The organism is Mycobacterium sp. 3-98 (assembly GCF_035918355.1).
Taxonomy (GTDB): Bacteria; Actinomycetota; Actinomycetes; order Mycobacteriales; family Mycobacteriaceae; genus Mycobacterium; species Mycobacterium intracellulare.
This window is the reverse complement of record NZ_CP142360.1, coordinates 2,251,134-2,274,631: the sequence shown is the minus strand read 5'-3', so window position 1 is coordinate 2,274,631 and position 23,498 is coordinate 2,251,134. Positions and strand designations below refer to the sequence as shown.

Genomic DNA, 23,498 nt, shown 5'->3' with positions numbered 1-23,498 from the left:
AGGTGATGACGGTCGACCCGCCCGGCGATCGGGGACCCTTCACCGCAGGGCTGATCGACTTCGTCTTCGGCGAGGTGTGGTCGCGGCCCGGGCTCAGCCGCCGCGATCGACGGTTCGTGACGCTGGCCTGCGTCGCGGCCGCCGACGCGCAGGCCCCGCTCGAGCAGCACGTCTATGCGGCGTTGAACAGCGGTGACCTCACCATCACCGAAATGCGGGAAACGGTCCTGCATTTCGCCGTCTACGCCGGCTGGCCGAAGGCCTCGCGGTTCAACATCGCCGTGGACCAGGAGTGGGCCAGGATCGCCGAGGAACGCGGCGAGGCGCCCCCTCCCCCGGAACCGTTGCTGCCGCTGGTCACCGCCAGCGACCCCGAGCAGCGGCTGCGGGGCGGCGAATCATCGTTCAAGGAGATCAACTGCCTGCCGTTCGCGCCGATGCGCGACAACCCCTACTCGGGCGCGGGCATTCTGAACTTCGTCTTCGGCGAGATGTGGCTGCGGCCCGGCTTGGGCATGAAGGAACGCCGCCTCATCACGGTGGCCTGCGTCGCCTTCCAGGACGCCGAAATCCCGATCATGTCCCACGTGTACGCGGCGCTGAAGAGCGGCGACGTCTCGTTCGAGGAGATGGACGAATTGGCGCTGCAGTTCGCGGCGTACTACGGCTGCGCCAAGGCCGACTACCTCAACCAGGTGATCGCGGAGCAGAAGCAGCGGGTGACGGCCGAAAACCGGGCCGATCCCGCGCCTGTCGGCTGACACGACAACGGAGGACACTGCCATGACGGCAACCGCGTCGTCACCGACGTTCTCGGGTGCGTTACTCATTGGCGGAGAACGCATTACCGCGGCATCCGGCGGAACATACCGCCACGTCTACCCGGGCACCGGCCTGCCCAACGCGTCCATACCCCTGGCCGGCCGAAGCGAGGTCGATCGGGCCGTCGACAGCGCGTGGGACGCGCACCGGGAATGGATGTCCTACCCCGTCGATCGCCGCCGCGACCTGTTGTTCGCGCTGGCCGACGTGGTGCGCGACCACTTCGCCGAGCTGAGCGAGCTCAACGTGCACGACTACGGCGTCCCGATCGCGGTCGCCGGCAACTCCGTACTGACGGAGCGGTTCCTGCGCTACTACGCCGGCTACGTCGACAAGTCGCACGGCGCAAGCACTCCCGTCGCCGGCGCGTTCGACGTCAACATCGTCGAGCGCGAACCGTACGGCGTCGTCGGCGTCCTGGCCCCGTGGAACGGGCCGCTGGTCGTGGTCGGCGCGGCCGTGGCCCCCGCGCTGGCGGCGGGGAACGCCGTCATCCTCAAACCCTCGGAGGTTGCGTCGTTGGCGCCCTTGCGCTTTGGCGAACTCTGCCTGGAAGCGGGCCTGCCGCCGGGGTTGGTGAACGTGCTGCCGGCCGGCCCGGAGGGCGGCGACGCGCTGGTGCGTCACCCGGGGGTCCGCAAGATCCACTTCACCGGCGGACAGGCGACCGCGCAGAAGGTGCTGCAGGCCGCATCGCACAACCTCACACCCGTGACGGCCGAATTGGGCGGCAAGTCGGCGTATCTCGTGTTCGCCGACGCCGACCTCGACATGGCCGCCGTCATCGCGGCCCACCAGGGGCCCATCACCCAGGCCGGCCAAAGTTGCGCCTGCGCCTCGCGGATCCTCGTCCAGGCGTCGGTGTACACGGCGTTCGTGGAGAAGCTCGCGGCGGCCGTGCGGGCCGCGAAGGTCGGGGATCCGCTGCAGCCCGACGTCATGCTCGGGCCCGTCGTCAGCGAAGCCGCCGCCGAACGCATCCTCGGTGTCATTGACCAGGCGGTCAGCGAGAAGGCCGGCGACCTGATCACCGGCGGGCGCCGGCTGGGAGGTGAACTCGCGTCCGGCTATTTCATCGAGCCGACGATCTTCGCGAACGTCGACAACCGCTCGGCGCTGGCGCAAACCGAGACATTCGGGCCGGTGGCTTCCGTCATGCCGTTCGGCGACGAGGACGAGGCGGTCAGGATCGCCAACGACTCCCGCTACGGCCTCAACGCATTCGTGGCCACCTCCGACCTGGAGCGGGCGCATCGGGTGGCGCGCCGGCTGGAAGCGGGTTCGGTGTGGGTGAACAGGCACAGCGACATCGCGCCCCAAGGCCCCTACGGCGGATACAAACAGAGCGGGTTCGGCCGCACCGGCGGCGTGGAGGGCCTGTATGACTTTCTGCAGGTGAAGAACATCCGCATCGGCATGAGCTGACGGACAGAGTTCCGAAACACGGTGTCCATCAGGTATTTCCGCTAGTGGCGTACAGTCGCCTTCATGAGTTTGGTCGAGTGGCTGCGGACCCCCCGCTACTTGCGGACACGCTTCATGATGGAAACGCGGCCCCTGAACAGCCTCGAGATGGAGATCGTGTTCCTCGAGGTCTCCGCCCGCGACGCCCTGGTGCGCGTGCCCGTGGCGTTCATGCTCCTGCCGAAGACCGTCCGGCCGTGGCGTGATCAACCGTCCAAGCCGGAGCAGGACAAGTAGGGCGCGGCCCTCGTCTGCCGTAAACCCTTGGGGGCCGCAGCCGCATCGGGCATGCTGACGGTATGCATGCGATCAACGGGGTCCGTGACCCGGCGGCAGGTTTTCCCCTCGACACCGCGGCCGACGACGCCGGCGAGCGCCGGCAGGCCAACCGTGCGGTCGCCGTCAGCGCGGCCGGGCTGGCGTTGACCGGCCTGGTGGAACTGGTCATCGCGCTGTTGTCCGGTTCGGTGGCGCTGCTCGGCGATGCGCTGCACAACCTGTCCGACGTCTCCACCAGCGCCCTGGTGTTCGTCGGCTTCCGCGCCTCGCGCAAGGTCCCCACCGAGCGGTACCCCTATGGCTACGAACGCGCCGAGGACCTCGCCGGCATCGGGGTGGCCCTGGTGATCTGGGGCAGCGCCGTGGTCGCCGGTTTCGAGAGCGTCACCAAGTTGCTCCGTCACGGCGGCACCGGCTACGTGGGCTGGGGCATCGCCGCGGCCGTCGTGGGCGTCGCGGGCAACCAGCTGGTGGCCCGCTACAAACTGGTGGTAGGCAAGCGAATTCGGTCGGCCACCATGGTGGCCGACGCCAAGCACTCCTGGCTCGATGCGTTGTCGTCGGCCGGGGCGGTGCTGGGGCTGATCGGCGTGGCACTCGGCTGGGGCTGGGCCGACGCGGTCGCCGGAATCGTCGTCACCGGATTCATCTGCCACGTCGGCTGGGAGGTCACCGCCGACATCGCGCATCGCCTGCTCGATGGCGTCGACCCCGACATCATCACCACCGCCGAGGCCGTCGCCGCCTCGGTGCCCGGCGTGACGCACGCGCACGCCCGGGCCCGATGGACCGGCCGGACCCTGCGCGTGGAAGTGGAAGGGTTCCTGAACGCGGATACGTCGCTGGCCGCGTCCGATCAGATCGGTCGCAGCGTCGCCGCGGCCCTGGCGCCGCGGATCCCGGAGATGCAGAGCTTCACCTGGACGGCGCGGGCGGCCTGACCGGTCGGCTCAGTTGCCGGCGGCGCCTTCGGGCTTGGGCCCGCGGTCCTCGCCAGTGATGTACTTCGGGCAGTAGTGGGCGGCCGAGAGGAAGGTGAACTTGGCCGCGCTGGCGCCCTGGAAGGCCGGGTTCTGGTTGCGCAGGTCCGTCACGATCTTCGCGTCCGACTGGCCGTCGTCGAGCAGCTCACACACCGACTTGCCGATGGTGATCGCGTTGCCGGCGTCCTGGTAGGTGATGCCGGCGTCGCGCAGGTCCTTGAGGAAATCCTGATCGTTGTCGACGTCCGCGTGGGCCGGGACGGCCAGGCCGAGCGCGGCGGCGGCACTGCAGAGCCCGAGGAGAAATCGCATAACGCCATGATTGTTTCAAACCCGGCGACGATCGGCACCTCGGCGCCGTTACGGGGTGTTCGTGGTGGAGGTGATCGCGCCCGGGCAGTACGTGCTCGCGGCGATGGCCGCGAACTGATTGGCCTTGCCCTCGCTCAGCGCGGAGTTCTTGGACAGCAGCGTCTTGACCACGTCGGGCATCTGCGTGCCCTGGCCGACCGTGTCGCACACCCATTTGCCCGCGCCCACCGCCTTGTCGGAATCGGCGAAGGTGATGCCGGCCGCGCGCAGTGACGCGATGAACGCTTCGTCGGTGCCGTCGACGCCGTCAACGGGGTCGGCGTGCGCCGGCACCGCGAGGCCGATCGTGACGGCCAGGCCGGACAGGGCGAGCATGAGCTTCATGGCTCAGTGATTCTCCCAGAGATGTCGCCCACCCGCACCCGCTAGCGACAGGCATCGTCAACTCGCGGTTGACACTCGGCATCCGTCAACCTAGCGTTGACGACATGTCCGAGCCCATCCGCATCGCGTATCCGATCCGCCTCGACGAGTTGATCACCGCGATCAAGACCATCCACCCCGACGTGCTGGACCAGCTGACCGACGCCGTGCTGGCCGCCGAGCACCTGGGCGAGATCGCCGACCACCTGATCGGCCATTTCGTGGACCAGGCCCGCCGCTCCGGAGCGTCCTGGACCGACATCGGCAAGAGCATGGGCGTCACCAAACAAGCCGCCCAGAAACGATTCGTCCCCCGCGCCGAGGCCACCACCCTGGGGCCGGAGCAAGGCTTCGCGCGGTTCACGCCGCGGGCGCGCGGCGCGGTGGTGGCGGCCCAGAACGCCGCGCACGAGGCCGGCAACGGCGAGATCACCCCCGACCACCTGCTGATCGGGGTGCTCGCCGACGCGGCCGCGCTCGCCACGGTGTTGCTGCGCCTGCAAAAGATCGACACCGAGGCGCTACGCGACGCCGCGGCCGCGTCGATCGCCGCGCTGCGCGTGGAAGACCAACCGCCCGAACTCATCCCGTTCAGCGGGCCGGCGCGCAAGGCCCTCGAATTGACCGTGCGCGAGGCCCTTCGGCTCGGCCACAACTACGTCGGCACCGAGCACCAGCTGCTGGCGTTGCTCGAACTGGAGGCCGCCTCCTCCACCCCGGGGCCGCTGCACCGGTGCGGCGTCGACAAGGACCGGGTCGAGGCCGATCTGATCGCGGCGCTGGACTCGCTCGGTGGCGGGAAATCCGTTGCCCCGGACGGCGGCGGTGACGCCTGACGGCTGCGGCCGACCCCTGCCTCGGGCGCTACCGCGTGTGCGATCATGCGAGGGTCCCCGCAACGGTGCCAAGGAGGCAAGACATGGCGAAGATGCGCCGCTGGCTGGTATCGGTGTCGGCCGCGCTGGTTGCCGCGGCGAGCGTGACCGCCGTCGTTCCGGCGCCGCCCGCGGGTGCCGGCGACGCGCCGATCGGCCACATCGGGGACACGCTGCGCGTGGACAACGGCACGTTCATCGCGGACGTGACCGTCAGCGGCGTGGCGCCCTGCGACCCGCCACCCGGCTTCGGCTACACGCGCGAGGGCACCTACAAGGGCTTCCCCGGCAGCACCGTCGAGCGCGCCGACGTGACGATTCGTGCGATCCGCGTGCCCAATCCGTACATCATGGCGACGATCTTCAGTTTCAACGGGGTGACCCCGAACGCCGACGCCTACAAGCCGCGGGCCTCCGATGCGCCCGACGCGCTGGACAACGTGATCGTCAACGCGCCCAACGGGGCGATCGTGCGCGGTGAGGTGTATTGGGACGCGTACCGCGACCCCGTCTCCACCGTCGTCCTGCTGGACAAGAAGACGGGCTATCACCTCGCCCAGTGGAATCTTTGATCCGAACCGTCCACGTCGCGGCGGCGGATTCCGGTGCCGCCGCCGAGCTGGCCGCCGTTGCGGCCCTTACCTTTCCGCTCGCGTGCCCGCCCACGGCGGCCCCGGAGAACATCGCGGCCTTCGTGGCCGCCAACCTGTCGGCCGAGCGCTTCGCGGACTACCTCGCCGATCCGCACCGCGCCGTCCTCACCGCGGCGCACGACGGCCGGATCATCGGCTACGCCATGCTGATTCGCGAGCCCGGCGCCGCCGAGCTGTCCAAGATCTACGTGCTGCCCGCGTACCACGGCGGCGGGGTGTCGACGGCCCTGATGGACCGCGCGCTGGCCACCGCCGGCGAGTGGGGCGCGCGGCGCGTGTGGCTGGGGGTCAACCAGGCAAACCAACGCGCGCAACGCTTTTACGCCAAGAGCGGCTTCAGGATCAGCGGCACCAGGACGTTTCGTCTCGGCGCCGGCCTCGAGCACGACTATGTCATGGTTCGCGAGCTGAGCTAGCCGCAGCGGTCAACGCCAGCAGCCGGGATGTGGCCCGTAGGTACTTCTTTCGGTATCCGCCGGCCAGCATCTCCTCGCTGAAGATGGTGTCCAGTTTGGCGCCCGACGCCACCACGGGAATTCCGGCGTCGTAGAGCCGGTCGGTAAGCGACACCAGCCGCAGCGCGACGTTCTGGTCGTCGATCCCGTGCACGCCGGTCACGAACACCGCGCGCACGCCCTCGATCAACGTCAGGTACCGCGACGGGTGCATGGTGGCCAGGTGCGCGCACAGCGCGTCGAAGTCGTCGAGCGTGGCCCCGTCGACGCGCGCCGCGCGCGCCGCCACCTGTTCGTCGGACAGCGGCTGCGGGGCCGGCGGCAGGCCGCGGTGCCGATAGTCGGGCCCCTCGATGCGCACGGTGGTGAAAATGCTTGCCAGCGTGTTGATCTCGCGCAGGAAATCCTGCGCCGCGAAGCGGCCCTCGCCGAGCTGCTCGGGCAGCGTGTTGGAGGTGGCGGCCACCGACACCCCGCGCTCGACCAGCGACGAGAGCAGCCGCGCGATCAGCGTGGTGTTGCCCGGGTCGTCGAGCTCGAACTCGTCGATGCAGACCGCCGTGTAGGCGCCCAGCAGGTCGACGCATTCGGCGAAGCCGAACACCCCGGCGAGCTGGGTGAGCTCCCCGAAGGTCGCGAAAGCCTTGGGGGGCGGGCCATCCGGCGTCCCGCCCTTCGACCCACCCGGCCCGTCACCGGGCAGTTCGTAGTAGGCCGAAGCCAGCAGGTGCGTCTTGCCCACGCCGAACCCGCCGTCGAGGTACAGCCCGACACCGGGCAGAACCTGCCGTCGTCCCAACAACTTTCGGCGGCCCGCGCGGCGCTGCGTGGCCTGCCGGCAGAAGTCCTGGCATGCCAGCACCGCGGCGGCCTGCGTCGGCTCGGCCGGATCGGGCTGGTAGGTCGCAAAGCTCACGTCGGCGAACGTCGGGGGCGGCCTCAATTGGGCGATCAGGCGCTCCGGCGAGACGGTCGGATGCCGATCCACCAGGCGCGCGACGGCGCCCGAAACGCCCGCGGAGGTGGACCCGTGCATGCAGGAACTGTAGCGGCGTGCTGCAATCAGACCCATGCCCGAGACGCCGCTGTCGCTGCTGGGCTCGGTGCGCGACCTCGAGGACGGCGAACTCCCCCGGCTCTACGGCTATCCCGAGCACGACGCGACCTGGGTGCGGGCGAACTTCATCACCAGCGTCGACGGCGGCGCCACCTCGGGCGGCAGCAGCGGGGCGATGGGCGGGCCGGGCGACCGGTTCATCTTCAACCTGCTGCGTGAGCTCGCCGACGTCATCGTGGTCGGCGCGGGCACCGTGCGGATCGAGGGCTACTCCGGGGCGCAGCTGGGCGCCGCCCAGCGCCAGCACCGGCAGGCCCGCGGGCAAAGCGAGGTCCCGCCCCTGGCGATCGTGACCAAATCGGGCCACCTCAACCGGGACATGGCCGTGTTCACCCGCACCGAGGTGCCCCCGCTGGTGCTCACCTGCGCCGCGGCGGCCGCCCAGACGCGGCGGCTGCTCAGCGGCGTGTGCGAGGTCCTCGACTGCTCCGCCGGCGATCCCGAGAAGGTCGACGAGGCCGCCCTGCTGGCGGCCCTGGGCGCGCGCGGGCTGCGCCGCATCCTCACCGAGGGCGGCCCGATGCTGCTGGGCTCGCTGATCGACCGCGACATGCTCGACGAGCTGTGCCTGACGATCGCGCCCTACATCGTCGGGGGCCAGGCGCGACGCATCGCGGCCGGCCCGGGCCAGCTGCTCACCGGGATGCGGTGCGCCCACGTCCTGACCGACGACGCCGGCTACCTTTACACCCGCTACGTCAGGGCCTAGCTACTGTGGTCGGCATGAGTCGGCCGTACACGTGCGCCACGATCCTCGTTGCGGTGACCGCGCTGCTGGCCGGCTGCGTCCCGGGCCTGGCCGCCAACCCGCGCTTCGCCACGAATTCCGGTGCGCGGCCGCAAGGAGCGGCCACCTCCAAGCCGGCGCCGTCCGGCCCGCCCCCGATCACCGCGCCCAAGAACGACCTGGCGTGGCACGACTGCACCTCGCGGGTGTTCGCCGACGCGGCGGTTCCCGCCGCCGCGGGTGTCCAGCTCGACTGCGCCACCTACGACTCCGACCTGGACCCGGTCAACGGCGGGGGCGGCAGCCTGAGCATCGGCGTGGTGCGCGCCCGCACGAACAAGACGCCCCACGACGCCGGGCCGCTGGTCTTCACCACCGGCTCGGATCTGCCGTCGTCGGCGCAGCTGCCGGTCTGGCTGTCCCGGGCCGGCGCCGACGTGCTCGCCGCCCACCCGATCGTCGCCGTCGACCGTCGCGGCATCGGCATGTCGAGCCCCATCGACTGCCGGGACAAGTTCGACCGCCAGGAGATGCGCGACCAGTCGCAGTTCCAGACCGGCGACGACCCGGTGGCCAACCTGTCCGAGGTCGCCAACACCGCTACCACCAACTGCACCGACGCCATCGCGCCTGGGGCCTCCGCCTACGACGACGCACACGCCGCCTCCGACATCGAGCGGTTGCGCAGCACCTGGGACGTGCCCGCCCTGGCGCTGATCGGCATCGGCAACGGCGCCCAGGTGGCGCTGACCTACGCCGGATCGCGGCCCGACAAGGTCGCCCGCCTCGTCCTCGACTCACCGGTCGCGTTGGGCACCAACGCCGAAGCCGCCGCCGAGCAACAGGTCAAGGGGCAGCAGGCCGCGCTCGACGCCTTCGCCGCCCAGTGCATCGCGGTGAACTGCGCGCTCGGTCCGGACCCGAAGGGCGCCGTCAGCGCCCTGCTGGCCGACGCCCGCGCCGGCAGGGGCCCGGGCGGCGCGTCGGTGGCACAGGTCGCCAACGCCATCACCGTCGCGCTGGGCTTCCCGTCCGGCGGTCGCGTCAACGCCACAACCGACCTGGCCAACGCGCTCGCGGCCGCCCGCTCCGGTGACACCAACGGGCTGAACAACCTGATCAACCACGCCAACACCGTGCAGGACTCCGACGGCCAGTTCGTCAATGTCTGCAGTGACGCCGTCAATCGCCCGACCCCGGACCGGGTGCGTGAGCTGTTCGTCGCCTGGGGCAAGCTCTACCCCCAATTCGGTACCGTCGCCGCGCTCAACATGGTCAAGTGCGTGCACTGGCCCACCGGTTCCCCGCCGCCCTCCCCGAAGACCCTGAAGGTCGACGTGCTGCTGCTCGGCGTGCAGAACGACCCGATCGTGGGGACCGACGGGGTCGCGGCGACCGCGGCCAGCATCATCAACGCCAACGCGGCCAGCAAGCGGGTGATGTGGCAGGGCATCGGGCACGGCGCCAGCATCTATTCGGGCTGCGCGGTTGCGCCGCTGAACGGCTACCTCAGCAGCGGCAAATTGCCCAACACCGACACCTACTGCCCGGCCTGATGCTGCCTTCAGCGGCGCCGGCGCGCCGGTGTACGGTGCGCTGGTGACGGCAGCTGAATCGATCCGAACCGGCTCGCGCGAGCGGCTCCTGACCGCCTTTCGTCCCCGCACCGGCGCGCCGAGCGTGGCGAGCATCTTGCGGTCCGCGCTATGGCCGATCGCCATCCTCTCGGTGCTGCACCGCAGCATCGTCATCACCACCAACGGCAACATCACCGACGACTTCAAACCCGTCTACCGGGCGGTGGTGAACTTCCGGCGCGGCTGGGACATCTACAACGAGCACTTCGACTACGTCGACCCGCACTACCTGTATCCGCCCGGCGGCACACTGCTGATGGCACCGTTCGGGTACCTGCCCGAGTATCCGTCGCGCTACCTGTTCATCCTGATCAACACCGTGGCCATCCTGGCCGCGTGGTATCTGCTGCTGCGGATGTTCAACTACACGCTGTCCTCGGTCGCCGCGCCCGCGCTGCTGCTGGCCATGTTCTGCACCGAGACGGTGACCAACACGCTGGTGTTCACCAACATCAACGGCTGCGTGCTGCTCGCCGAGATGCTGTTCCTGCGGTGGCTGCTCGACGGCCGGATCGGCCGGCAGTGGTGGGCCGGCGTGGCGATCGGCCTGACGCTGACGCTCAAACCGGTGCTGTTGCCGTTGCTGTTGCTGCCGGTGCTGAACCGCCAGTGGCGGACGCTGGTGCCCGCCTTCGTGATTCCCGTCGTCGTCAACGCGGCCGCGTGGCCGTTGGTCAGTGATCCGATGGACTTCGTGACCCGCACGGTGCCCTACTTTTTGGGCACCCGCGACTATTTCAACAGCTCGATCGAGGGCAACGGCGTGTACTTCGGCCTGCCCACCTGGTTGATCGTGTTCCTGCGAATCCTGTTCACGCTGTTGGCCATTGGGGCCCTGTGGCTGTTGTACCGCCACTACCGCACCCGGGACCCGCGGTTCTGGTTGACCAACTCCGCGGGTGTGCTGCTGCTGTGGTCGTTCCTGGTGTCGTCGCTGGCCCAGGGCTACTACTCGATGATGCTGTTCCCGTTTTTGATGACGGTCGTGCTGCCCAACTCGTTGATCCGCAACTGGCCCGCGTGGCTGGGGATCTACGGCTTCATGACCCTGGACCGCTGGCTGCTGTTCAACTGGATGCGCTGGGGCCGGGCGCTGGAGTACCTCAAGATCACCTACGGCTGGTCGCTGCTGCTGATCGTGGTGTTCACCGTGCTGTACTTCCGGTACCTCGATGCCAAGGCTGAGAACCGGCTGGATGACGGGATCGATCCGGCGTGGCTGATGACCGAGCGGCAGCGCGCTACCGTGGATGCATGACCTCCCCCGACGTATCGCGTCCGAAGCTGCAGCTGACCGACGACGAGTGGCGCCAGAAGCTCACCCCGGAAGAGTTTCACGTGCTGCGCCAAGCGGGCACCGAGCGACCCTTCACGGGTGAATACACCGACACCAAGACCGAAGGCGTGTACCAGTGCCGTGCCTGCGGTGCCGAATTGTTCCGCAGCACAGAGAAATTCGAGTCGCATTGCGGCTGGCCGTCGTTCTTCGACCCGGCGAAATCCGATGCGGTGATCCTGCGGCCCGACCATTCGATGGGGACGACGCGCACCGAGGTGCTGTGCGCGAACTGCCACAGCCACCTGGGCCACGTGTTCGCCGGTGAGGGCTATCCGACGCCGACCGACCAGCGGTACTGCATCAACTCGGTCTGCCTGCGACTGGTGCCGTCGGGGGCTTGAGTCCCAGCAGTCACAAGAATCGGGGGGCATGCGTTGTGCCCACCTCCCAGCGACAACGTCGTTAACGGGTGTGACCAGGGGAAACACGTTGTCGCTGGGAGGTGGGCAAAAGCCCCCTTCCCTCCCCCAGTGACAGACGCGACGGGTGTGACGCCCAGGCCCTCAGTCGACCCGCGTGGCGTGCACTTCCCAGAACGGCGCGTACACCCGGCTGCCGTCGAGCCAGGGTTCCATGGCGCGGAACCGTTCCAGCAACTTCGCCGCCTCGTCGGCCATGTCGGGGTTGCGCGCGGCCATCAACTCGATGGACTCGGCGCTGATGTTGACCTGGTAGGTGGTCGTGCCCAGATACGTGATGTCCCACCCGGCGTCGGGCAGCACGTCGCGAAAGTCGCTCTCGGACAACGACCGCAGCATCTTGAAGCCGTTGATGTTGTGTTCGCCGAACTCGAACATGTACAGCCGCGCACCCGGCCTGGTGGCGCGCCGCAGCGCCTCGGCGTAGGACCGTCGCAGCTGCGGCTCGGTGCTGAACGTGTGATAGAAGGCGCAGTCCACCACGGTGTCGAAGTGGCCGTCGAACCCGTCCAGCTTCGTGGCGTCAGCCACCTCGAAATTGACTGATACCCCGGCCTTTTCGGCGTTCGCCCGGGCGCGCTCGATGGCGCCGGCCGAGCCGTCGATGCCGGTCGCCGAATAGCCCTTCGAGGCGTAGTAGATGGCGTGGTGACCGGGGCCGGTGCCCGGATCGAGCACCTCGCCTTTGATCGCGCCCAACGCCACGAGTTGCTGGACCACCGGTTGCGGGCCGCCGATGTCCCACGGCGTGGCGGTGGGCAGGCCGTGCGACGTCCGGTCGTCGCGGTACATCTGCTCGAAACGGGTGGGGTCGGTCGGATCGAACGGCGCTGTCATGGCAGGGCTTTCACCAACTGCTCGACGGCCACCCGGGGGCCGGTGAAGAACGGCGTCTCCTCGCGGGTGTGCCGGCGGGCGTCGGTGGCGCGCAGCTCGCGCATCAGGTCGACGATGCGGTGCAGCTCGGGAGCCTCGAACGCCAGGATCCACTCGTAGTCGCCGAGCGCGAACGCCGGGACCGTGTTGGCGCGGACGTCCTTGTATTCGCGGGCGGCCATGCCGTGCTCGGCGAGCATGCGGCGGCGTTCCTCGTCGGGCAGCAGATACCACTCATAGGACCGCACAAAGGGATACACGCAGATGTAGTTGCCGGGCTCCTCGCCGGCCAGGAACGCCGGGATGTGGCTCTTGTTGAACTCGGCCGGCCGATGCAGGGCGACGCTGCTCCACACGGGCGAGCTGGCCCGCCCCAGCGCGGTGGTGCGGCGGAAATCGGCGTAGGTGGCCTGCAGCGCCTCGACGCGTTCGGCGTGCGTCCAGATCATGAAGTCCGCGTCGGCCCGCATGCCCGCCACGTCGTAGAGCCCGCGCACCACGACCCCGCGCTCCTCCTGTTGCTTGAGGAACGTCGACGCCTCGTCGATCACGTCGTCGCGCTCCTCGCCCAGCTCACCCGGCTCCACCGAGAAAACCGAGAACATCAGGTAGCGAATCTGGGAGTTGAGCGAGTCGTAGTCGAGCTTGGCCATGAAACCTATCGTGCCACTTCCGGGTCCGGGCCTCCGATGGCCCTGATCACATCCTCGGCCGCGCGCCCGGCCGCGCCGACGCAGGCGGGCACGCCGATGCCGTCGAGGTAGCTGCCCGCCACCGCGAGCGTCGGCGGCAGGCCGGCGCGCACCTCGGCGACCAGTTCGGCATGGCCGGGGCCGTACTGCGGCATGGCGTCGATCCAGCGCTGCACCCGGACGTCGACGGGGTCGACGTCGAGCCCGAACACGGTGGCCACATCTCCCAGCGCCCAGGCCAGCAGCTCGTCGTCGGAGGTGCTGGCCGCCACGTGGTCGCCGAACCGCCCGAACGACAACCGCAGCAGCTGCACGTCGGCCCGGGCGCCCCACTTGCGGGACGACAGCGTGATGGCCTTGGCCCGCAACCGCTCCCCGGTGGCCACCAGCACGCCCGAGCAGTCGGGGAACGCGGTGTCAGCCGGCACGGCCAGCGCCAGCACCACCGACGATGCGCTGGCGATGCGCCCGGCCGCGGCGACGCTGCGGGGCGCGATGCCGCCGAGCAGGCGGCACGATTCGTGCACGGGGACGGCGAGGATCACCGCGTCGGCGAGCCAGCGTGCGCCGGTGTCGTCGAACACCGCCCAGCCCGCGTCGGCGCGCTCGAGCCGCGACGCGGCGGCGCGCACCCAGCGCGGCCGGGCGCGCGCGGCGAGCTCCTCGACCAGCACCCGGTACCCGCCGTCGAGCGCGCCGAACACCGGCGCGCCGGTGGCCGGCGGCAGGGCCCGCCCGACGGCGTCGGTCAGGCTGGCGGCGCCACGGTCCAGCGCCGCGGCCACGGTCGGCGCGGCCGCCCGCAGGCCGATGGTGGCCGCCGAGCCCGCGTAGACCCCGCTCAGCAGCGGGTCCACCGACCGCGCGACCACCTGGTCGCCGAACCGGTCGCCCACCAGGTCGGCCACCGCGGGATCGCTGCCGGCGACCCACTCCAACGGGCGGGAGGGTTCGGCGTGGATGCGGGCGACGGTCGCCTCGTCGACCAATCCGGCCACCGACGCCGCCGACGACGGGATGCCCACGACCGTGCCGGTGGGCAGCGGGCGCAGCCGTTGCCCGCTGTAGATCAGCGGGCGGGCGCCGGTCGAAACCAGTTGGTGCCCAGTCAGATTCAGCTCGTCCAGCAGCGCCGGCAGCTCGGGTCGGCGCAGCACGAACGCCTCGGCGCCCAGATCCATCGGCGCCCCGCCGACCAGCTCGGTGCGCAGGATCCCGCCGAGCCGCTCCCCCGGGTCGAACAGCGTGATGGCCGCGTCGTCGCCGAGGGACATGCGCAGCCGGTAGGCCGCCGTCAGACCCGAAATCCCGCCCCCGACAACGCAATACGAGCGGGGCGTCATAGCGAATGGACCAGCGACACCAGGTCGGTCAGCACTGCGGGGTCGGTCTCGGGCAGCACGCCGTGGCCGAGGTTGAAGACGTGACCGGCGGCGCCGGCGTCGACCGCGCGCCGACCGTCGTCGACGACGGCGCGCGCCGCGCGTTCGACCACCGGCCAGCCCGCCAGCAGGACCACCGGATCGAGGTTGCCCTGCAGCGCCGTGCCGGGTTCCACCCGGGCTGCCGCGTCAGCGAGCGAGGTTCGCCAATCCACGCCCACCACCGTCGTGCCGACCTCCGACATCGCGCCCAGCAGTTCGGCCGTGCCGACGCCGAAGTGCGTCATCGGCACGCCGTACTCGGCCAGGGCGGCGAAGATCCGGGCGCTGTGCGGCTGCACGTAGGCGCGGTAGTTGGCCAGCGACAGCGTCCCGGCCCACGAGTCGAACACCTGGATCGCGTCCACCCCGGCATCCAGTTGCACCCGCAAGAAACCGACGGTGATGTCGGTCAGCTTCTCCATCACCGCATGCCAGCTGTCGGGATCGGCCAGCATCATCGCCTTCGTGCGCGCGTGGTGGCGGCTGGGCCCGCCCTCGATCAGGTAGGACGCCAGGGTGAACGGCGCGCCGGCGAAACCGATCAGCGGAACATCGCCGAGCGCGGACACCAGCAGCGACACGGCGTCGGAAATCGGTTGAACCCGTTGCCGCTCAAGCGGTTTGATCGCGGCGACGTCGGCCGCGGTGCGCACCGGCGACTCGATCACCGGACCGACCCCGGCGACGATGTCCAGGTCGATGCCGGCGCCGAGCAGCGGCACCACGATGTCGGAGAACAGGATCGCCGCGTCGACGTCGTGCCGACGCACCGGTTGCAGGGTGATCTCGCAGACCAGCTCGGCGTCGAAACACGCCGACAGCATGTCGTGCTGGGCCCGCAGCGCCCGGTATTCGGGCAGCGACCGGCCGGCCTGCCGCATGAACCACACCGGGATCCGGCGGGGCTTTCGGCCGCCCGCCGCGGCCAGATACGGCGACTCGGGAAGGTCGCGGCGAGTGTCCGCACTGGTGTGCGTGGGCCTGTTCATCGGCCTCAATGCTGCCATGACCGCAGAACACCGAACCCCGCTGCGTACTATCGCGACCGCAACCGTTTGAACGTCAGGAGCCCGGATGCCGGTCAGCCAGCCCCCAGCCAACTACGACGAGTTCCCCAGCCTGCGGTGCGAGCTCGGTGAGAACGGCGTGCTGACGCTGGTTCTCGACTCCCCGGGGCTGAATTCGGTGGGCCCGCAGATGCATCGCGACCTCGCCGACATCTGGCCGGTGATCGATCGCGACCCGGCCGTGCGCGTCGTCCTGGTCCGCGGCGAGGGCAAGGCCTTTTCCTCCGGCGGCAGCTTCGACCTGATCGCCGAGACCATCGGCGAGTACGAGGGCCGGATCCGCATCATGCGCGAAGCCCGCGACCTGGTGCACAACATGATCAACTGCGACACCCCGGTCGTGTCGGCGATCCGGGGGCCGGCGGTGGGTGCGGGCCTGGTGGTGGCGCTGCTGGCCGACATCTCGGTGGCGGGCCGGACCGCGAAGCTGATCGACGGGCACACGAAGCTCGGCGTGGCCGCCGGCGACCACGCCGCGATCTGCTGGCCGCTGCTGGTCGGCATGGCCAAGGCCAAGTACTACCTGCTGACCTGCGAAACCCTGCTCGGCGAGGAGGCCGAGCGGATCGGCCTGGTCTCCACCTGCGTCGACGACGATGACGTCCTGTCCACCGCCACCCGGATCGCCGAGAACCTGGCGCAGGGCGCGCAGAACGCCATCCAGTGGACCAAGCGCAGCCTCAACCACTGGTACCGCATGATGGGCCCCACCTTCGAGACCTCGGTGGGCCTGGAATTCCTCAGCTTCAGCGGCCCCGACGTGCAGGAAGGCCTGGCCGCCCACCGCGAGAAGCGCCCCGCCCGGTTTACCGGCGGATCTGCCACCTGAGCAGGACGTATACGTTTGGTGGAGGGCTGGTAACGGGTTGGTCGCGGCGGGTTTGAAACCCGGCGCGCCTGTCGCAGCGTGTCAGCCGATGGGTCTACCGTCGATCCCTGTGACCCCTGCCGTGACGATACAGAGCGGTCGGGATGAAGAGGAGCGGTGCCAAGTGACCTCATCCGAACCGGCCCCCTTCCGCGAGGCGGTGGCGGCGATGAACGCCGTGGCCGTGCGGCCGGAGATCGAGCTGGGTCCGATCCGGCCGCCGCAACGCCTCGCTCCCCACAGCTACGCGCTGGGCGCCGAGGTCAAGCATCCCGACCGCGAGATCATCCCCGAACGGTCCGACGGCGACGCCTTCGGCCGGCTGATCCTGCTGTACGACCCCGAAGGGGCCGACGCGTGGGACGGCACCATCCGCATGGTCGCCTACATCCAGGCCGACCTCGACCCCAGCGAGGCCGTCGATCCCCTGCTGCCCGAAGTAGCGTGGAGCTGGCTGGTCGAGGCACTGGAGTCACGCATGGAACACGTCGTCGCGCTGGGCGGCACCGTCACCGCCACCACCTCGGTGCGCTACGGCGACATCTCGGGGCCGCCGCGCGCCCACCAGCTCGAGCTGCGGGCGTCCTGGACCGCCACGTCGCCCGCGGTCGGCGCGCACGTCGAGGCGTTCTGCGAGGTGCTGGAGCACGCCGCGGGCCTGCCGCCCGCCGGAGTCACCGACCTGAGCTCGCGGTCACGCGCCTAGCATGGGCGAACCGTCGCCCGACGGGCCGGGCAGCAGCGCGCCCGGCGGCACCGAACCCGCCCCCACCCCACTTCCACGCCCGGCCGAAGGCGTCCCGCCCATCTCGGTGAGCGTGTACGAAATCGAGGCCGCGGCCGAGCGCCTGGACCGTGGGCGCGGGCCGTTCGCGGTGGACGCCGAGCGGGCGTCGGGTTTCCGCTACTCCAACCGGGCCTACCTGATCCAGATCCGCCGGGCGGGCTCCGGCACCGTGCTGATCGACCCGGTGAGCCACGGCCGCGACCCGCTGGAGGCGCTGCGGCCGGTGGCCGAGGTGCTGGGCACCGACGAATGGATCCTGCACTCGGCCGATCAGGACCTGCCCTGTTTGGCGGAGGTGGGCATGCGGCCACCCGCGCTGTATGACACCGAGCTCGCGGGCCGCCTGGCCGGGTTCGAACGCGTGAACCTGGCCACCATGGTCGAGCGGCTGCTGGGTTTCGGGCTGGCCAAGGGCCACGGCGCGGCGGACTGGTCCAAGCGCCCCCTGCCCGCCGAATGGCTCAACTACGCCGCGCTGGACGTGGAACTGCTCATCGAGCTGCGCGCGGCGATCGCGGAGGTCCTCGCCGGGCAGGGCAAAACCGATTGGGCCGCACAGGAATTCGACTACCTGCGGGACACGGGTTCGAAAGATCCGGGTGCCGCGGCGCGACGGGACCGGTGGCGACGAACGTCGGGAATCCATCGGGTGCGCGACAAGCGCGGCCTGGCCGCGGTGCGCGAATTGTGGTTGACGCGCGACCAGATCGCGCAGCGCCGCGACATCGCGCCGCGGCGCATCCTTCCGGACTCGGCCATCATCGACGCCGCGCTGGCCAACCCTACGACCGTCGAGGAACTGGTCGCCCTGCCCGTGTTCGGGGGGCGCAATCAACGCCGCAGCGCCGCGACGTGGCTGGCGGCGCTGGAGGCCGCGCGCCAGAACAAGAATCCGCCCGTGGACGCCGAACCGCCGAACGGGCCGCCGCCGCCGGCGCGGTGGAGCCGGCGCAAACCGGAGGCCGCCGCGCGGCTCGAGGCCGCGCGGGCGGCGCTGTCGGAGGTCTCCGAGCGGGTGCACGTCCCCACCGAGAACCTGGTCTCGCCGGACCTGGTGCGACGGCTGTGCTGGGACTGGGAGGCCGCGCCGGATCCGTTCGAGGCCGTCGAGGCGTTTCTGCGGGCCGGGCAGGCCCGGCCCTGGCAGCGGGAGTTGGTGGATCCCGTGCTGGCCCGGGCGCTGCAGGCGGAAGGCACCGAAAGCGCCGACTAGTCGAGGTGCTCCCGGATCTCGGCTTCCGCCTCGCTGCTGCCCAGGGCGGCGACCCACCCGGTGATGCGGCGTGCCACGTCCTGATCCGTCAGGGCCAGGTCGGCCAGCAGCTCGCCCCGGGAGGCGTGTTCGTAGAACCGCTGCGGCAGGCCGACGTCGCGGCACGGAACGTCGATCTCGGCGCGGCGCAGGGCGGCCGACACCGCCGAGCCCACGCCGCCGTTGACCCCGTTGTCCTCGCAGGTGACGACCAGTTTGTGCCGCGCCGCCAGGTCGAGCAGGTTGTCCGAGACCGGCAGCACCCAGCGCGGGTCGATGACCGTGACGCCGATCCCCTGATCCTGCAGTCGCTTGGCCACCGCCAGCGCCATCCGCGCGAACGCGCCGACGCCCACCAGCAGCACGTCGTGGTTGCATCCGCCGGCCGGGACCGCGAGCACGTCGACGCCCGAGATGCCCGAACCCCGGCGCTCGATCGCCGGGATATCCTCGCCCACATCACCTTTGGGGAAGCGCAGCGCCGTCGGCCCGTCGTCGACCTCGAGCGCCTCGCCGAGTTCCTCGCGCAACCGGGTGGCGTCGCGGGGGGCGGCCGCCCGCATGCCGGGCACGATGCCCACCATCGACAGGTCCCACATGCCGTTGTGGCTGGCGCCGTCGGATCCGGTGATCCCGGCCCGGTCCAGCACCATGGTGACGGGCAGCCGGTGCAGCGCCACGTCCATCATGATCTGGTCGAAGGCGCGGTTGAGGAACGTCGAATAGATGGCCACCACCGGGTGCATCCCGCCCATGGCCAGGCCGGCCGCCGACGTCATGGCGTGCTGCTCGGCGATGCCGACGTCGAACAGGCGATCGGGAAACTGCTGCCCGAACGGCGTCAGCCCGGTGGGGCCGGGCATGGCCGCGGTGATGGCGACGATGTCGCGGCGCTTGCGGGCGTAGCCGATGAGCGCATCGGAGAAGGTCGCCGTCCAGCCCGGGCCGGGGACGCTGGTCGCCTGGCCGGTAAGGGGATCGATCACCCCGCAGGAATGCATCTGCTCGGCTTCGTCGTCCTCGGCGGGCGCGTAGCCCATCCCCTTGCGGGTCACCACGTGCACGATCACCGGGCGCCCGAAGCCGCGGGCGTGGCGCAGCGCGGCCTCCACCGCGCGTTCGTCGTGGCCGTCGACGGGGCCCACGTACTTCAGCCCCAGGTCGGTGAACAGCAGCTGCGGTGACAACGAGTCCTTGATGCCGGCCTTGACGCTGTGCATCACCCGGTAGGCGAGCCGGCCGACCAGCGGCAGCGCCCGCAGCGCGTCGCGGCCCCTTTCCAGGGCCTGCTCGTAGACCGGTTGCAGCCGCAGCGTGGCGAGATGGTCGGCCACGCCGCCGATCGTCGGGGCGTAGCTGCGCCCGTTGTCGTTGACGACGATGATCACCGGGCGGCCCGACGCGGCGATGTTGTTCAGCGCCTCCCAGCACATGCCACCGGTCAGCGCCCCGTCGCCGACCACCGCGACCACGTGCCGGTTGCGGTGCCCGCTCAGCTCGAAGGCCTTGGCCAGTCCGTCGGCGTAGGACAGCGCGGCGCTGGCGTGGCTGGACTCCACCCAGTCGTGTTCGCTCTCGGCGCGCGACGGATACCCCGACAGCCCACCCTTTTTGCGGAGGGTTTCGAACTCGTGGGAACGTCCCGTCAGCATCTTGTGGACGTAGGCCTGATGGCCGGTGTCGAAGATGATCGGATCGTGCGGCGAGTCGAACACGCGGTGCAGCGCGAGCGTCAGTTCGACCACGCCGAGATTGGGCCCGAGATGTCCCCCGGTGGCAGCGACCTTGTGAATCAGGAACTCGCGAATCTCGGCGGCCAATTCGCGGAGCTGATGCGCAGAAAGGTGCTGCAGATCAGCGGGCCCGCGGATCTGTTCCAGCATCCCGTCAGTCTACGCAGCCACACGCGCAGGTTTGGTAGCGTCAATGCGCGGTGAGCCGGGAAGCCTGGTCGGCACTTCTACTTCCGACCCAGGAGCACGCCATGAGCATCGAGGCCGCCGCACCATCCACTCCCCGCGGACGTATCGTCGCAGTGTGCGTGCCGAGCAGATCGCCGAGGACTTCCCCGTCGTCAGCATCGACGCGGACGCGCTGGAAGCCGCCCGGATGCTGGCCGAGCACCGGCTGCCCGGGCTGTTGGTCACCGACGGTTCGGGGCGCCCTTACGCGGTGCTGCCCGCCTCCCAGGTCGTCCGCTTCATCGTGCCGCGTTACGTGCAGGACGACCCGTCGCTGGCCGGCGTGCTCAACGAATCGACCGCCGACCGCTGCGCGGAAAAATTGAGCGGCAAGAAGGTGCGCGACGTGTTGCCCGACCACCTGGTCGACGTGCCCCCGGCCCACGCCGACGACACCATCATCGAAGTGGCCGCGCTCATGGCGCGACTGCGCAGCCCGCTCGTCGCGGTGGTCAAAGACGGCGGACTGGTCGGGGTGATCACGGCATCGCGGGTGCTCGCCGCCGCGCTGAAAACCTGATGCCCCAGGCACATCGATGAGCTTCATCGCGATCCTGGTCTTCGTGGTCGCCTATGTCCTGATCGCCAGCGACCGCGTCAACAAGACGTTCGTGGCCCTCGCCGGCGCCGCGATCGTGGTCACCCTGCCGATCATCCGATCCGACGACGTCTTCTACTCGCACGAAACCGGAATCGATTGGGATGTCATCTTTTTGCTGCTCGGCATGATGATCATCGTCAGCGTGCTGCGGCAGACCGGCGTGTTCGAGTACGTGGCGATCTGGTCGGCCAAACGCGCCCGCGGCTCGCCGTTGCGCGTCATGATCCTGCTGGCCCTGGTGACCGCGATCGCCTCGGCCCTGCTCGACAACGTCACCACCGTGTTGCTGGTCGCCCCGGTGACGCTGTTGGTGTGCGAACGACTGGCGATCAACGCGGCGCCCTTTTTGATGGCCGAGGTGTTCGCATCGAATGTCGGCGGCGCGGCAACGTTGGTGGGCGATCCGCCCAACATCATCATCGCCAGCAGGGCCGGTCTGACGTTCAACGACTTTCTCGTTCATCTGGCGCCGATCGTGGTCATCGTCCTCGCCGTCCTGATGGTGTTGTTGCCGCGCCTTTTTCCCGGGGCGTTCAGCGTCGACCCCGATCGGGTTGCCGACGTGATGTCGCTGGAGGAAAAGGAGGCCATCCGCGACCCCCGGCTGCTCGTCACGTGCGGGATCGTCTTGCTGGCGGTGTTCACCGCGTTCATCGCGCACTCGCCGCTGCATATGGAACCCTCCATGGTGGCGCTGCTGGGCGCCGGGATCCTGGTCGTGGCGTCACGACTCAAGCCGTCCGATTACCTGTCCAGCGTGGAGTGGGACACGCTGCTGTTCTTCGCCGGCCTGTTCATCATGGTCGGCGCGCTGGTGAAGACGGGAGTCGTCAAAGAGCTTGCCCGCGTGCTGATCTCCGCCAGCGGAGGAAACACCCTGGCCGCGACGATGATCATCCTCGTCGCGTCGGCCGTCATCAGCGGGGTCGTGGACAACGTCCCCTACGCCGCGACGATGGCGCCGGTGGTGGCCGACCTGGTGCCCGCCCTGACCGATCACGCCAACCCCGGCGCCCTGTGGTGGTCACTCGCGCTGGGCACGGACTTCGGCGGCAACCTGACCGCCATCGGCGCCAGCGCCAACATCGTCATGCTCGGGATCGCCCACCGCTCCGACAACCCCATCTCCTTCTGGGAATTCACCCGCAAGGGCGCGGTAGTCACCGCCGTCTCCATCGCGCTGGCCGCGCTGTATGTGTGGCTGCGGTATTTCGTGATGGCCTAGGCGCCGGACTAATCGCCACGCGTCAGCAGCGCGACGCATTCGACGTGGTGGGTCAACGGGAACGCGTCGAACACCTTGATCTTCTCGACGGCGTAGCCGTGGCCGAGATAGATACCGATATCGCGCGCGAAAGACGCTGCCTCACAACCGATGTGCACCACACGCGGGACACCGGCCGCGGCGAGCAGATCGATGATCTCGCGCCCGGCGCCCGCCCGCGGTGGGTCAAGCACCGCCACATCTGCTGTTGAGGCGCCTTCTCGCTGCGCCGCCAGCGCGCGGCGCACCGAGTCGGTGACGATCTGCACCTGGCTCAGATCGGCCAGCGCGCTCCGGGCGGCCCGCGTCGACCCGCGCGAGGTGTCCACGCTGAGCACCCGCCCCGAGGCCCCCACGGCCTCGCCGAGCGCGGCGGCGAAAACGCCTGCGCCACCGTAGAGATCCCAGGCGCTCATGCCGGTGCCGGCGGCCGCCCAGTCGGCGACCAGGGCGCTGTAGGTCGCCGCGGCGTCGCGGTGCGCCTGCCAAAAGGCGGTCACCGGCACCTGCCAGGTGCGCCCTGCCACCCGCTGCACCGCCTCGTAGCGGCCCTCCATCACCTTGGTCGCCGTGCGTCTGCCCTGCCGCAGGGTGCGCACCACGTGGCGCGCGCCGTCGTCGTCGACGGCCATGTGCAGCTGGGCGGCCGGCGGCCACTCGGTCTCGGCGATCCCGTCGAGCATGCCGTCGGGCAGCTGCGCGCAACGCAGGTCGGTCACCAAATCGTCGCTGTGGTAACGGTGAAAGCCCGGTCGATGGTCGGCGCCCACGTCGAGGCGGACGCGGGTGCGCCAGCCCGTGGGTCGCGACGACAGCGGTTCGGCCTCCCCGCTCCAGCGATGCCCACCGAGGCGCTCCAGCTGATTGGCCACCACCTCGGCCTTGAGCGCGCGCGCCACCTCGGGGGCGGCGAACGCCAGGTCGCAGCAGCCGGCGCCGCCGACCCCGGCGATCGGGCACAGCGACGCCGTGCGGCCGTCCGCCGGCTCGACGACCTCGACAACCTCCGCGTGCCAATAGGATCCGCGGTCCGCGGTCACCCGCACCCGCACCCGCTCACCGGGCAGCGCGTACCGGACGAACACCACCCGGCCTTCGTGGTGCGCCACGCAGCTGCCGCCGTTGGCCGGGGCGCCGGTGGTCAACGTCAGCTCCCCCACCGCGGGCGACACCCCGCGCGGTGGGCGGGTCGATTCGCGGG

General features: G+C 70.0%; 24 protein-coding genes and 1 pseudogene. 16 read left to right on the top strand and 9 right to left on the bottom strand.

Annotated elements, in window-relative coordinates:
• Positions 1 to 5: 5 nt before the first annotated feature.
• The 4 genes from QGN30_RS11215 to QGN30_RS11200 all read left to right on the top strand — a co-directional run bounded on the left by QGN30_RS11215 (position 6) and on the right by QGN30_RS11200 (position 3,506).
• A complete protein-coding gene (locus tag QGN30_RS11215) occupies positions 6 to 761 on the top strand; it encodes a carboxymuconolactone decarboxylase family protein (protein ID WP_263645788.1) in 756 nt (251 codons plus the stop codon).
• A 22-nt stretch (positions 762 to 783) separates the two neighbouring features.
• Positions 784 to 2,247 (top strand): aldehyde dehydrogenase family protein, encoded by a 1,464-nt coding sequence (locus QGN30_RS11210; protein WP_225342187.1) that lies wholly within the window; start codon positions 784 to 786, stop codon positions 2,245 to 2,247.
• A 63-nt stretch (positions 2,248 to 2,310) separates the two neighbouring features.
• Entirely contained in the window at positions 2,311 to 2,523 is a 213-nt protein-coding gene (locus tag QGN30_RS11205) for a hypothetical protein (RefSeq protein ID WP_009952062.1), read from the top strand.
• Between the two features lie 62 nt (positions 2,524 to 2,585).
• Positions 2,586 to 3,506 carry a cation diffusion facilitator family transporter gene (locus tag QGN30_RS11200; protein ID WP_009952063.1) on the top strand — a complete coding sequence of 307 codons (921 nt, stop codon included), beginning with the start codon at positions 2,586 to 2,588 and terminating at the stop codon, positions 3,504 to 3,506.
• Positions 3,507 to 3,515: 9 nt separating this feature from the next.
• Here the strand turns inward: QGN30_RS11200 and QGN30_RS11195 are convergent, their stop codons facing one another.
• Together QGN30_RS11195 and QGN30_RS11190 are read right to left on the bottom strand one after the other, a co-directional pair.
• On the bottom strand, positions 3,516 to 3,860 hold the full coding sequence (locus tag QGN30_RS11195) for a DUF732 domain-containing protein (protein WP_009952065.1): 345 nt from the start codon (positions 3,858 to 3,860) through the stop codon (positions 3,516 to 3,518).
• A gap of 48 nt (positions 3,861 to 3,908) precedes the next feature.
• Complete coding sequence (locus QGN30_RS11190) at positions 3,909 to 4,244, bottom strand: DUF732 domain-containing protein (protein WP_009952067.1); 336 nt, start codon at positions 4,242 to 4,244, stop codon at positions 3,909 to 3,911.
• A 104-nt stretch (positions 4,245 to 4,348) separates the two neighbouring features.
• Here QGN30_RS11190 and QGN30_RS11185 point away from each other — a divergent pair, with 104 nt between their 5' ends.
• The 3 genes from QGN30_RS11185 to QGN30_RS11175 all read left to right on the top strand — a co-directional run bounded on the left by QGN30_RS11185 (position 4,349) and on the right by QGN30_RS11175 (position 6,227).
• Complete coding sequence (locus tag QGN30_RS11185) at positions 4,349 to 5,119, top strand: Clp protease N-terminal domain-containing protein (RefSeq protein ID WP_009952068.1); 771 nt, start codon at positions 4,349 to 4,351, stop codon at positions 5,117 to 5,119.
• Between the two features lie 92 nt (positions 5,120 to 5,211).
• Positions 5,212 to 5,730, top strand: coding sequence for a DUF1942 domain-containing protein (locus tag QGN30_RS11180; protein WP_026071301.1), 519 nt, complete (start codon positions 5,212 to 5,214; stop codon positions 5,728 to 5,730).
• Positions 5,718 to 6,227, top strand: a complete 510-nt coding sequence (locus QGN30_RS11175) for a GNAT family N-acetyltransferase (RefSeq protein ID WP_014380581.1) — start codon at positions 5,718 to 5,720, stop codon at positions 6,225 to 6,227. Before QGN30_RS11180 ends, QGN30_RS11175 begins: the two co-directional genes overlap by 13 nt.
• On the opposite strand, the gene zapE is transcribed toward QGN30_RS11175, so the two are convergent.
• Positions 6,205 to 7,338, bottom strand: a complete 1,134-nt coding sequence (gene zapE, locus QGN30_RS11170) for a cell division protein ZapE (RefSeq protein ID WP_029383913.1) — start codon at positions 7,336 to 7,338, stop codon at positions 6,205 to 6,207. The two genes, QGN30_RS11175 and zapE, sit on opposite strands and share 23 nt — an antisense overlap.
• Here zapE and QGN30_RS11165 point away from each other — a divergent pair.
• The 4 genes from QGN30_RS11165 to msrB are packed head-to-tail and all read left to right on the top strand — an operon-like array spanning position 7,337 to position 11,427.
• On the top strand, positions 7,337 to 8,092 hold the full coding sequence (locus tag QGN30_RS11165) for a pyrimidine reductase family protein (RefSeq protein WP_009952072.1): 756 nt from the start codon (positions 7,337 to 7,339) through the stop codon (positions 8,090 to 8,092). The two genes, zapE and QGN30_RS11165, sit on opposite strands and share 2 nt — an antisense overlap.
• 14 nt (positions 8,093 to 8,106) lie before the next feature.
• Positions 8,107 to 9,666: an alpha/beta hydrolase gene (locus QGN30_RS11160; protein WP_080552477.1), complete on the top strand. Its 1,560-nt coding sequence runs from the start codon at positions 8,107 to 8,109 to the stop codon at positions 9,664 to 9,666.
• Between the two features lie 28 nt (positions 9,667 to 9,694).
• Complete coding sequence (aftC, locus tag QGN30_RS11155; protein ID WP_009952075.1) at positions 9,695 to 11,005, top strand: arabinofuranan 3-O-arabinosyltransferase; 1,311 nt, start codon at positions 9,695 to 9,697, stop codon at positions 11,003 to 11,005.
• Positions 11,002 to 11,427 carry a peptide-methionine (R)-S-oxide reductase MsrB gene (gene msrB, locus QGN30_RS11150; protein WP_008258507.1) on the top strand — a complete coding sequence of 142 codons (426 nt, stop codon included), beginning with the start codon at positions 11,002 to 11,004 and terminating at the stop codon, positions 11,425 to 11,427. The genes aftC and msrB overlap by 4 nt, the downstream gene beginning before the upstream one ends.
• A 162-nt stretch (positions 11,428 to 11,589) precedes the next feature.
• On the opposite strand, the gene QGN30_RS11145 is transcribed toward msrB, so the two are convergent.
• From QGN30_RS11145 to hemE, 4 genes are read right to left on the bottom strand one after another with little or no spacing between them, the layout of a single operon-like run.
• The gene (locus tag QGN30_RS11145) at positions 11,590 to 12,342 is read right to left on the bottom strand and encodes a class I SAM-dependent methyltransferase (protein ID WP_009952076.1); all 753 of its coding nucleotides are present in this window, start codon (positions 12,340 to 12,342) and stop codon (positions 11,590 to 11,592) included.
• Complete coding sequence (gene hemQ / locus QGN30_RS11140; protein ID WP_008258510.1) at positions 12,339 to 13,034, bottom strand: hydrogen peroxide-dependent heme synthase; 696 nt, start codon at positions 13,032 to 13,034, stop codon at positions 12,339 to 12,341. The genes QGN30_RS11145 and hemQ overlap by 4 nt, the downstream gene beginning before the upstream one ends.
• A 5-nt stretch (positions 13,035 to 13,039) precedes the next feature.
• A complete protein-coding gene (locus QGN30_RS11135; protein ID WP_248923148.1) occupies positions 13,040 to 14,416 on the bottom strand; it encodes a protoporphyrinogen oxidase in 1,377 nt (458 codons plus the stop codon).
• Positions 14,413 to 15,486 (bottom strand): uroporphyrinogen decarboxylase, encoded by a 1,074-nt coding sequence (gene hemE, locus QGN30_RS11130; RefSeq protein WP_233042086.1) that lies wholly within the window; start codon positions 15,484 to 15,486, stop codon positions 14,413 to 14,415. The genes QGN30_RS11135 and hemE overlap by 4 nt, the downstream gene beginning before the upstream one ends.
• A gap of 85 nt (positions 15,487 to 15,571) precedes the next feature.
• Between hemE and QGN30_RS11125 the strand changes: the two genes are divergently transcribed.
• The 3 genes and pseudogenes from QGN30_RS11125 to QGN30_RS11115 all read left to right on the top strand — a co-directional run bounded on the left by QGN30_RS11125 (position 15,572) and on the right by QGN30_RS11115 (position 18,432).
• A complete protein-coding gene (locus QGN30_RS11125; RefSeq protein ID WP_008258514.1) occupies positions 15,572 to 16,393 on the top strand; it encodes an enoyl-CoA hydratase/isomerase family protein in 822 nt (273 codons plus the stop codon).
• 78 nt (positions 16,394 to 16,471) lie between these two features.
• Positions 16,472 to 17,138, top strand: a pseudogene (locus tag QGN30_RS11120) (DUF3000 domain-containing protein).
• Position 17,139: 1 nt separating this feature from the next.
• On the top strand, positions 17,140 to 18,432 hold the full coding sequence (locus QGN30_RS11115) for a ribonuclease D (RefSeq protein WP_248923149.1): 1,293 nt from the start codon (positions 17,140 to 17,142) through the stop codon (positions 18,430 to 18,432).
• On the opposite strand, the gene dxs is transcribed toward QGN30_RS11115, so the two are convergent.
• Entirely contained in the window at positions 18,429 to 20,354 is a 1,926-nt protein-coding gene (dxs, locus tag QGN30_RS11110) for a 1-deoxy-D-xylulose-5-phosphate synthase (RefSeq protein WP_014382913.1), read from the bottom strand. The two genes, QGN30_RS11115 and dxs, sit on opposite strands and share 4 nt — an antisense overlap.
• A 154-nt stretch (positions 20,355 to 20,508) precedes the next feature.
• Here dxs and QGN30_RS11105 point away from each other — a divergent pair, with 154 nt between their 5' ends.
• Both QGN30_RS11105 and QGN30_RS11100 read left to right on the top strand, forming a co-directional pair.
• Positions 20,509 to 20,952: a CBS domain-containing protein gene (locus QGN30_RS11105; RefSeq protein ID WP_008258518.1), complete on the top strand. Its 444-nt coding sequence runs from the start codon at positions 20,509 to 20,511 to the stop codon at positions 20,950 to 20,952.
• 16 nt (positions 20,953 to 20,968) lie between these two features.
• A complete protein-coding gene (locus QGN30_RS11100) occupies positions 20,969 to 22,258 on the top strand; it encodes an SLC13 family permease (protein WP_014382914.1) in 1,290 nt (429 codons plus the stop codon).
• 8 nt (positions 22,259 to 22,266) lie between these two features.
• Here QGN30_RS11100 and QGN30_RS11095 read toward each other — a convergent pair whose 3' ends face one another.
• Entirely contained in the window at positions 22,267 to 23,469 is a 1,203-nt protein-coding gene (locus tag QGN30_RS11095; protein WP_225331766.1) for a class I SAM-dependent RNA methyltransferase, read from the bottom strand.
• Positions 23,470 to 23,498: the final 29 nt, after the last annotated feature.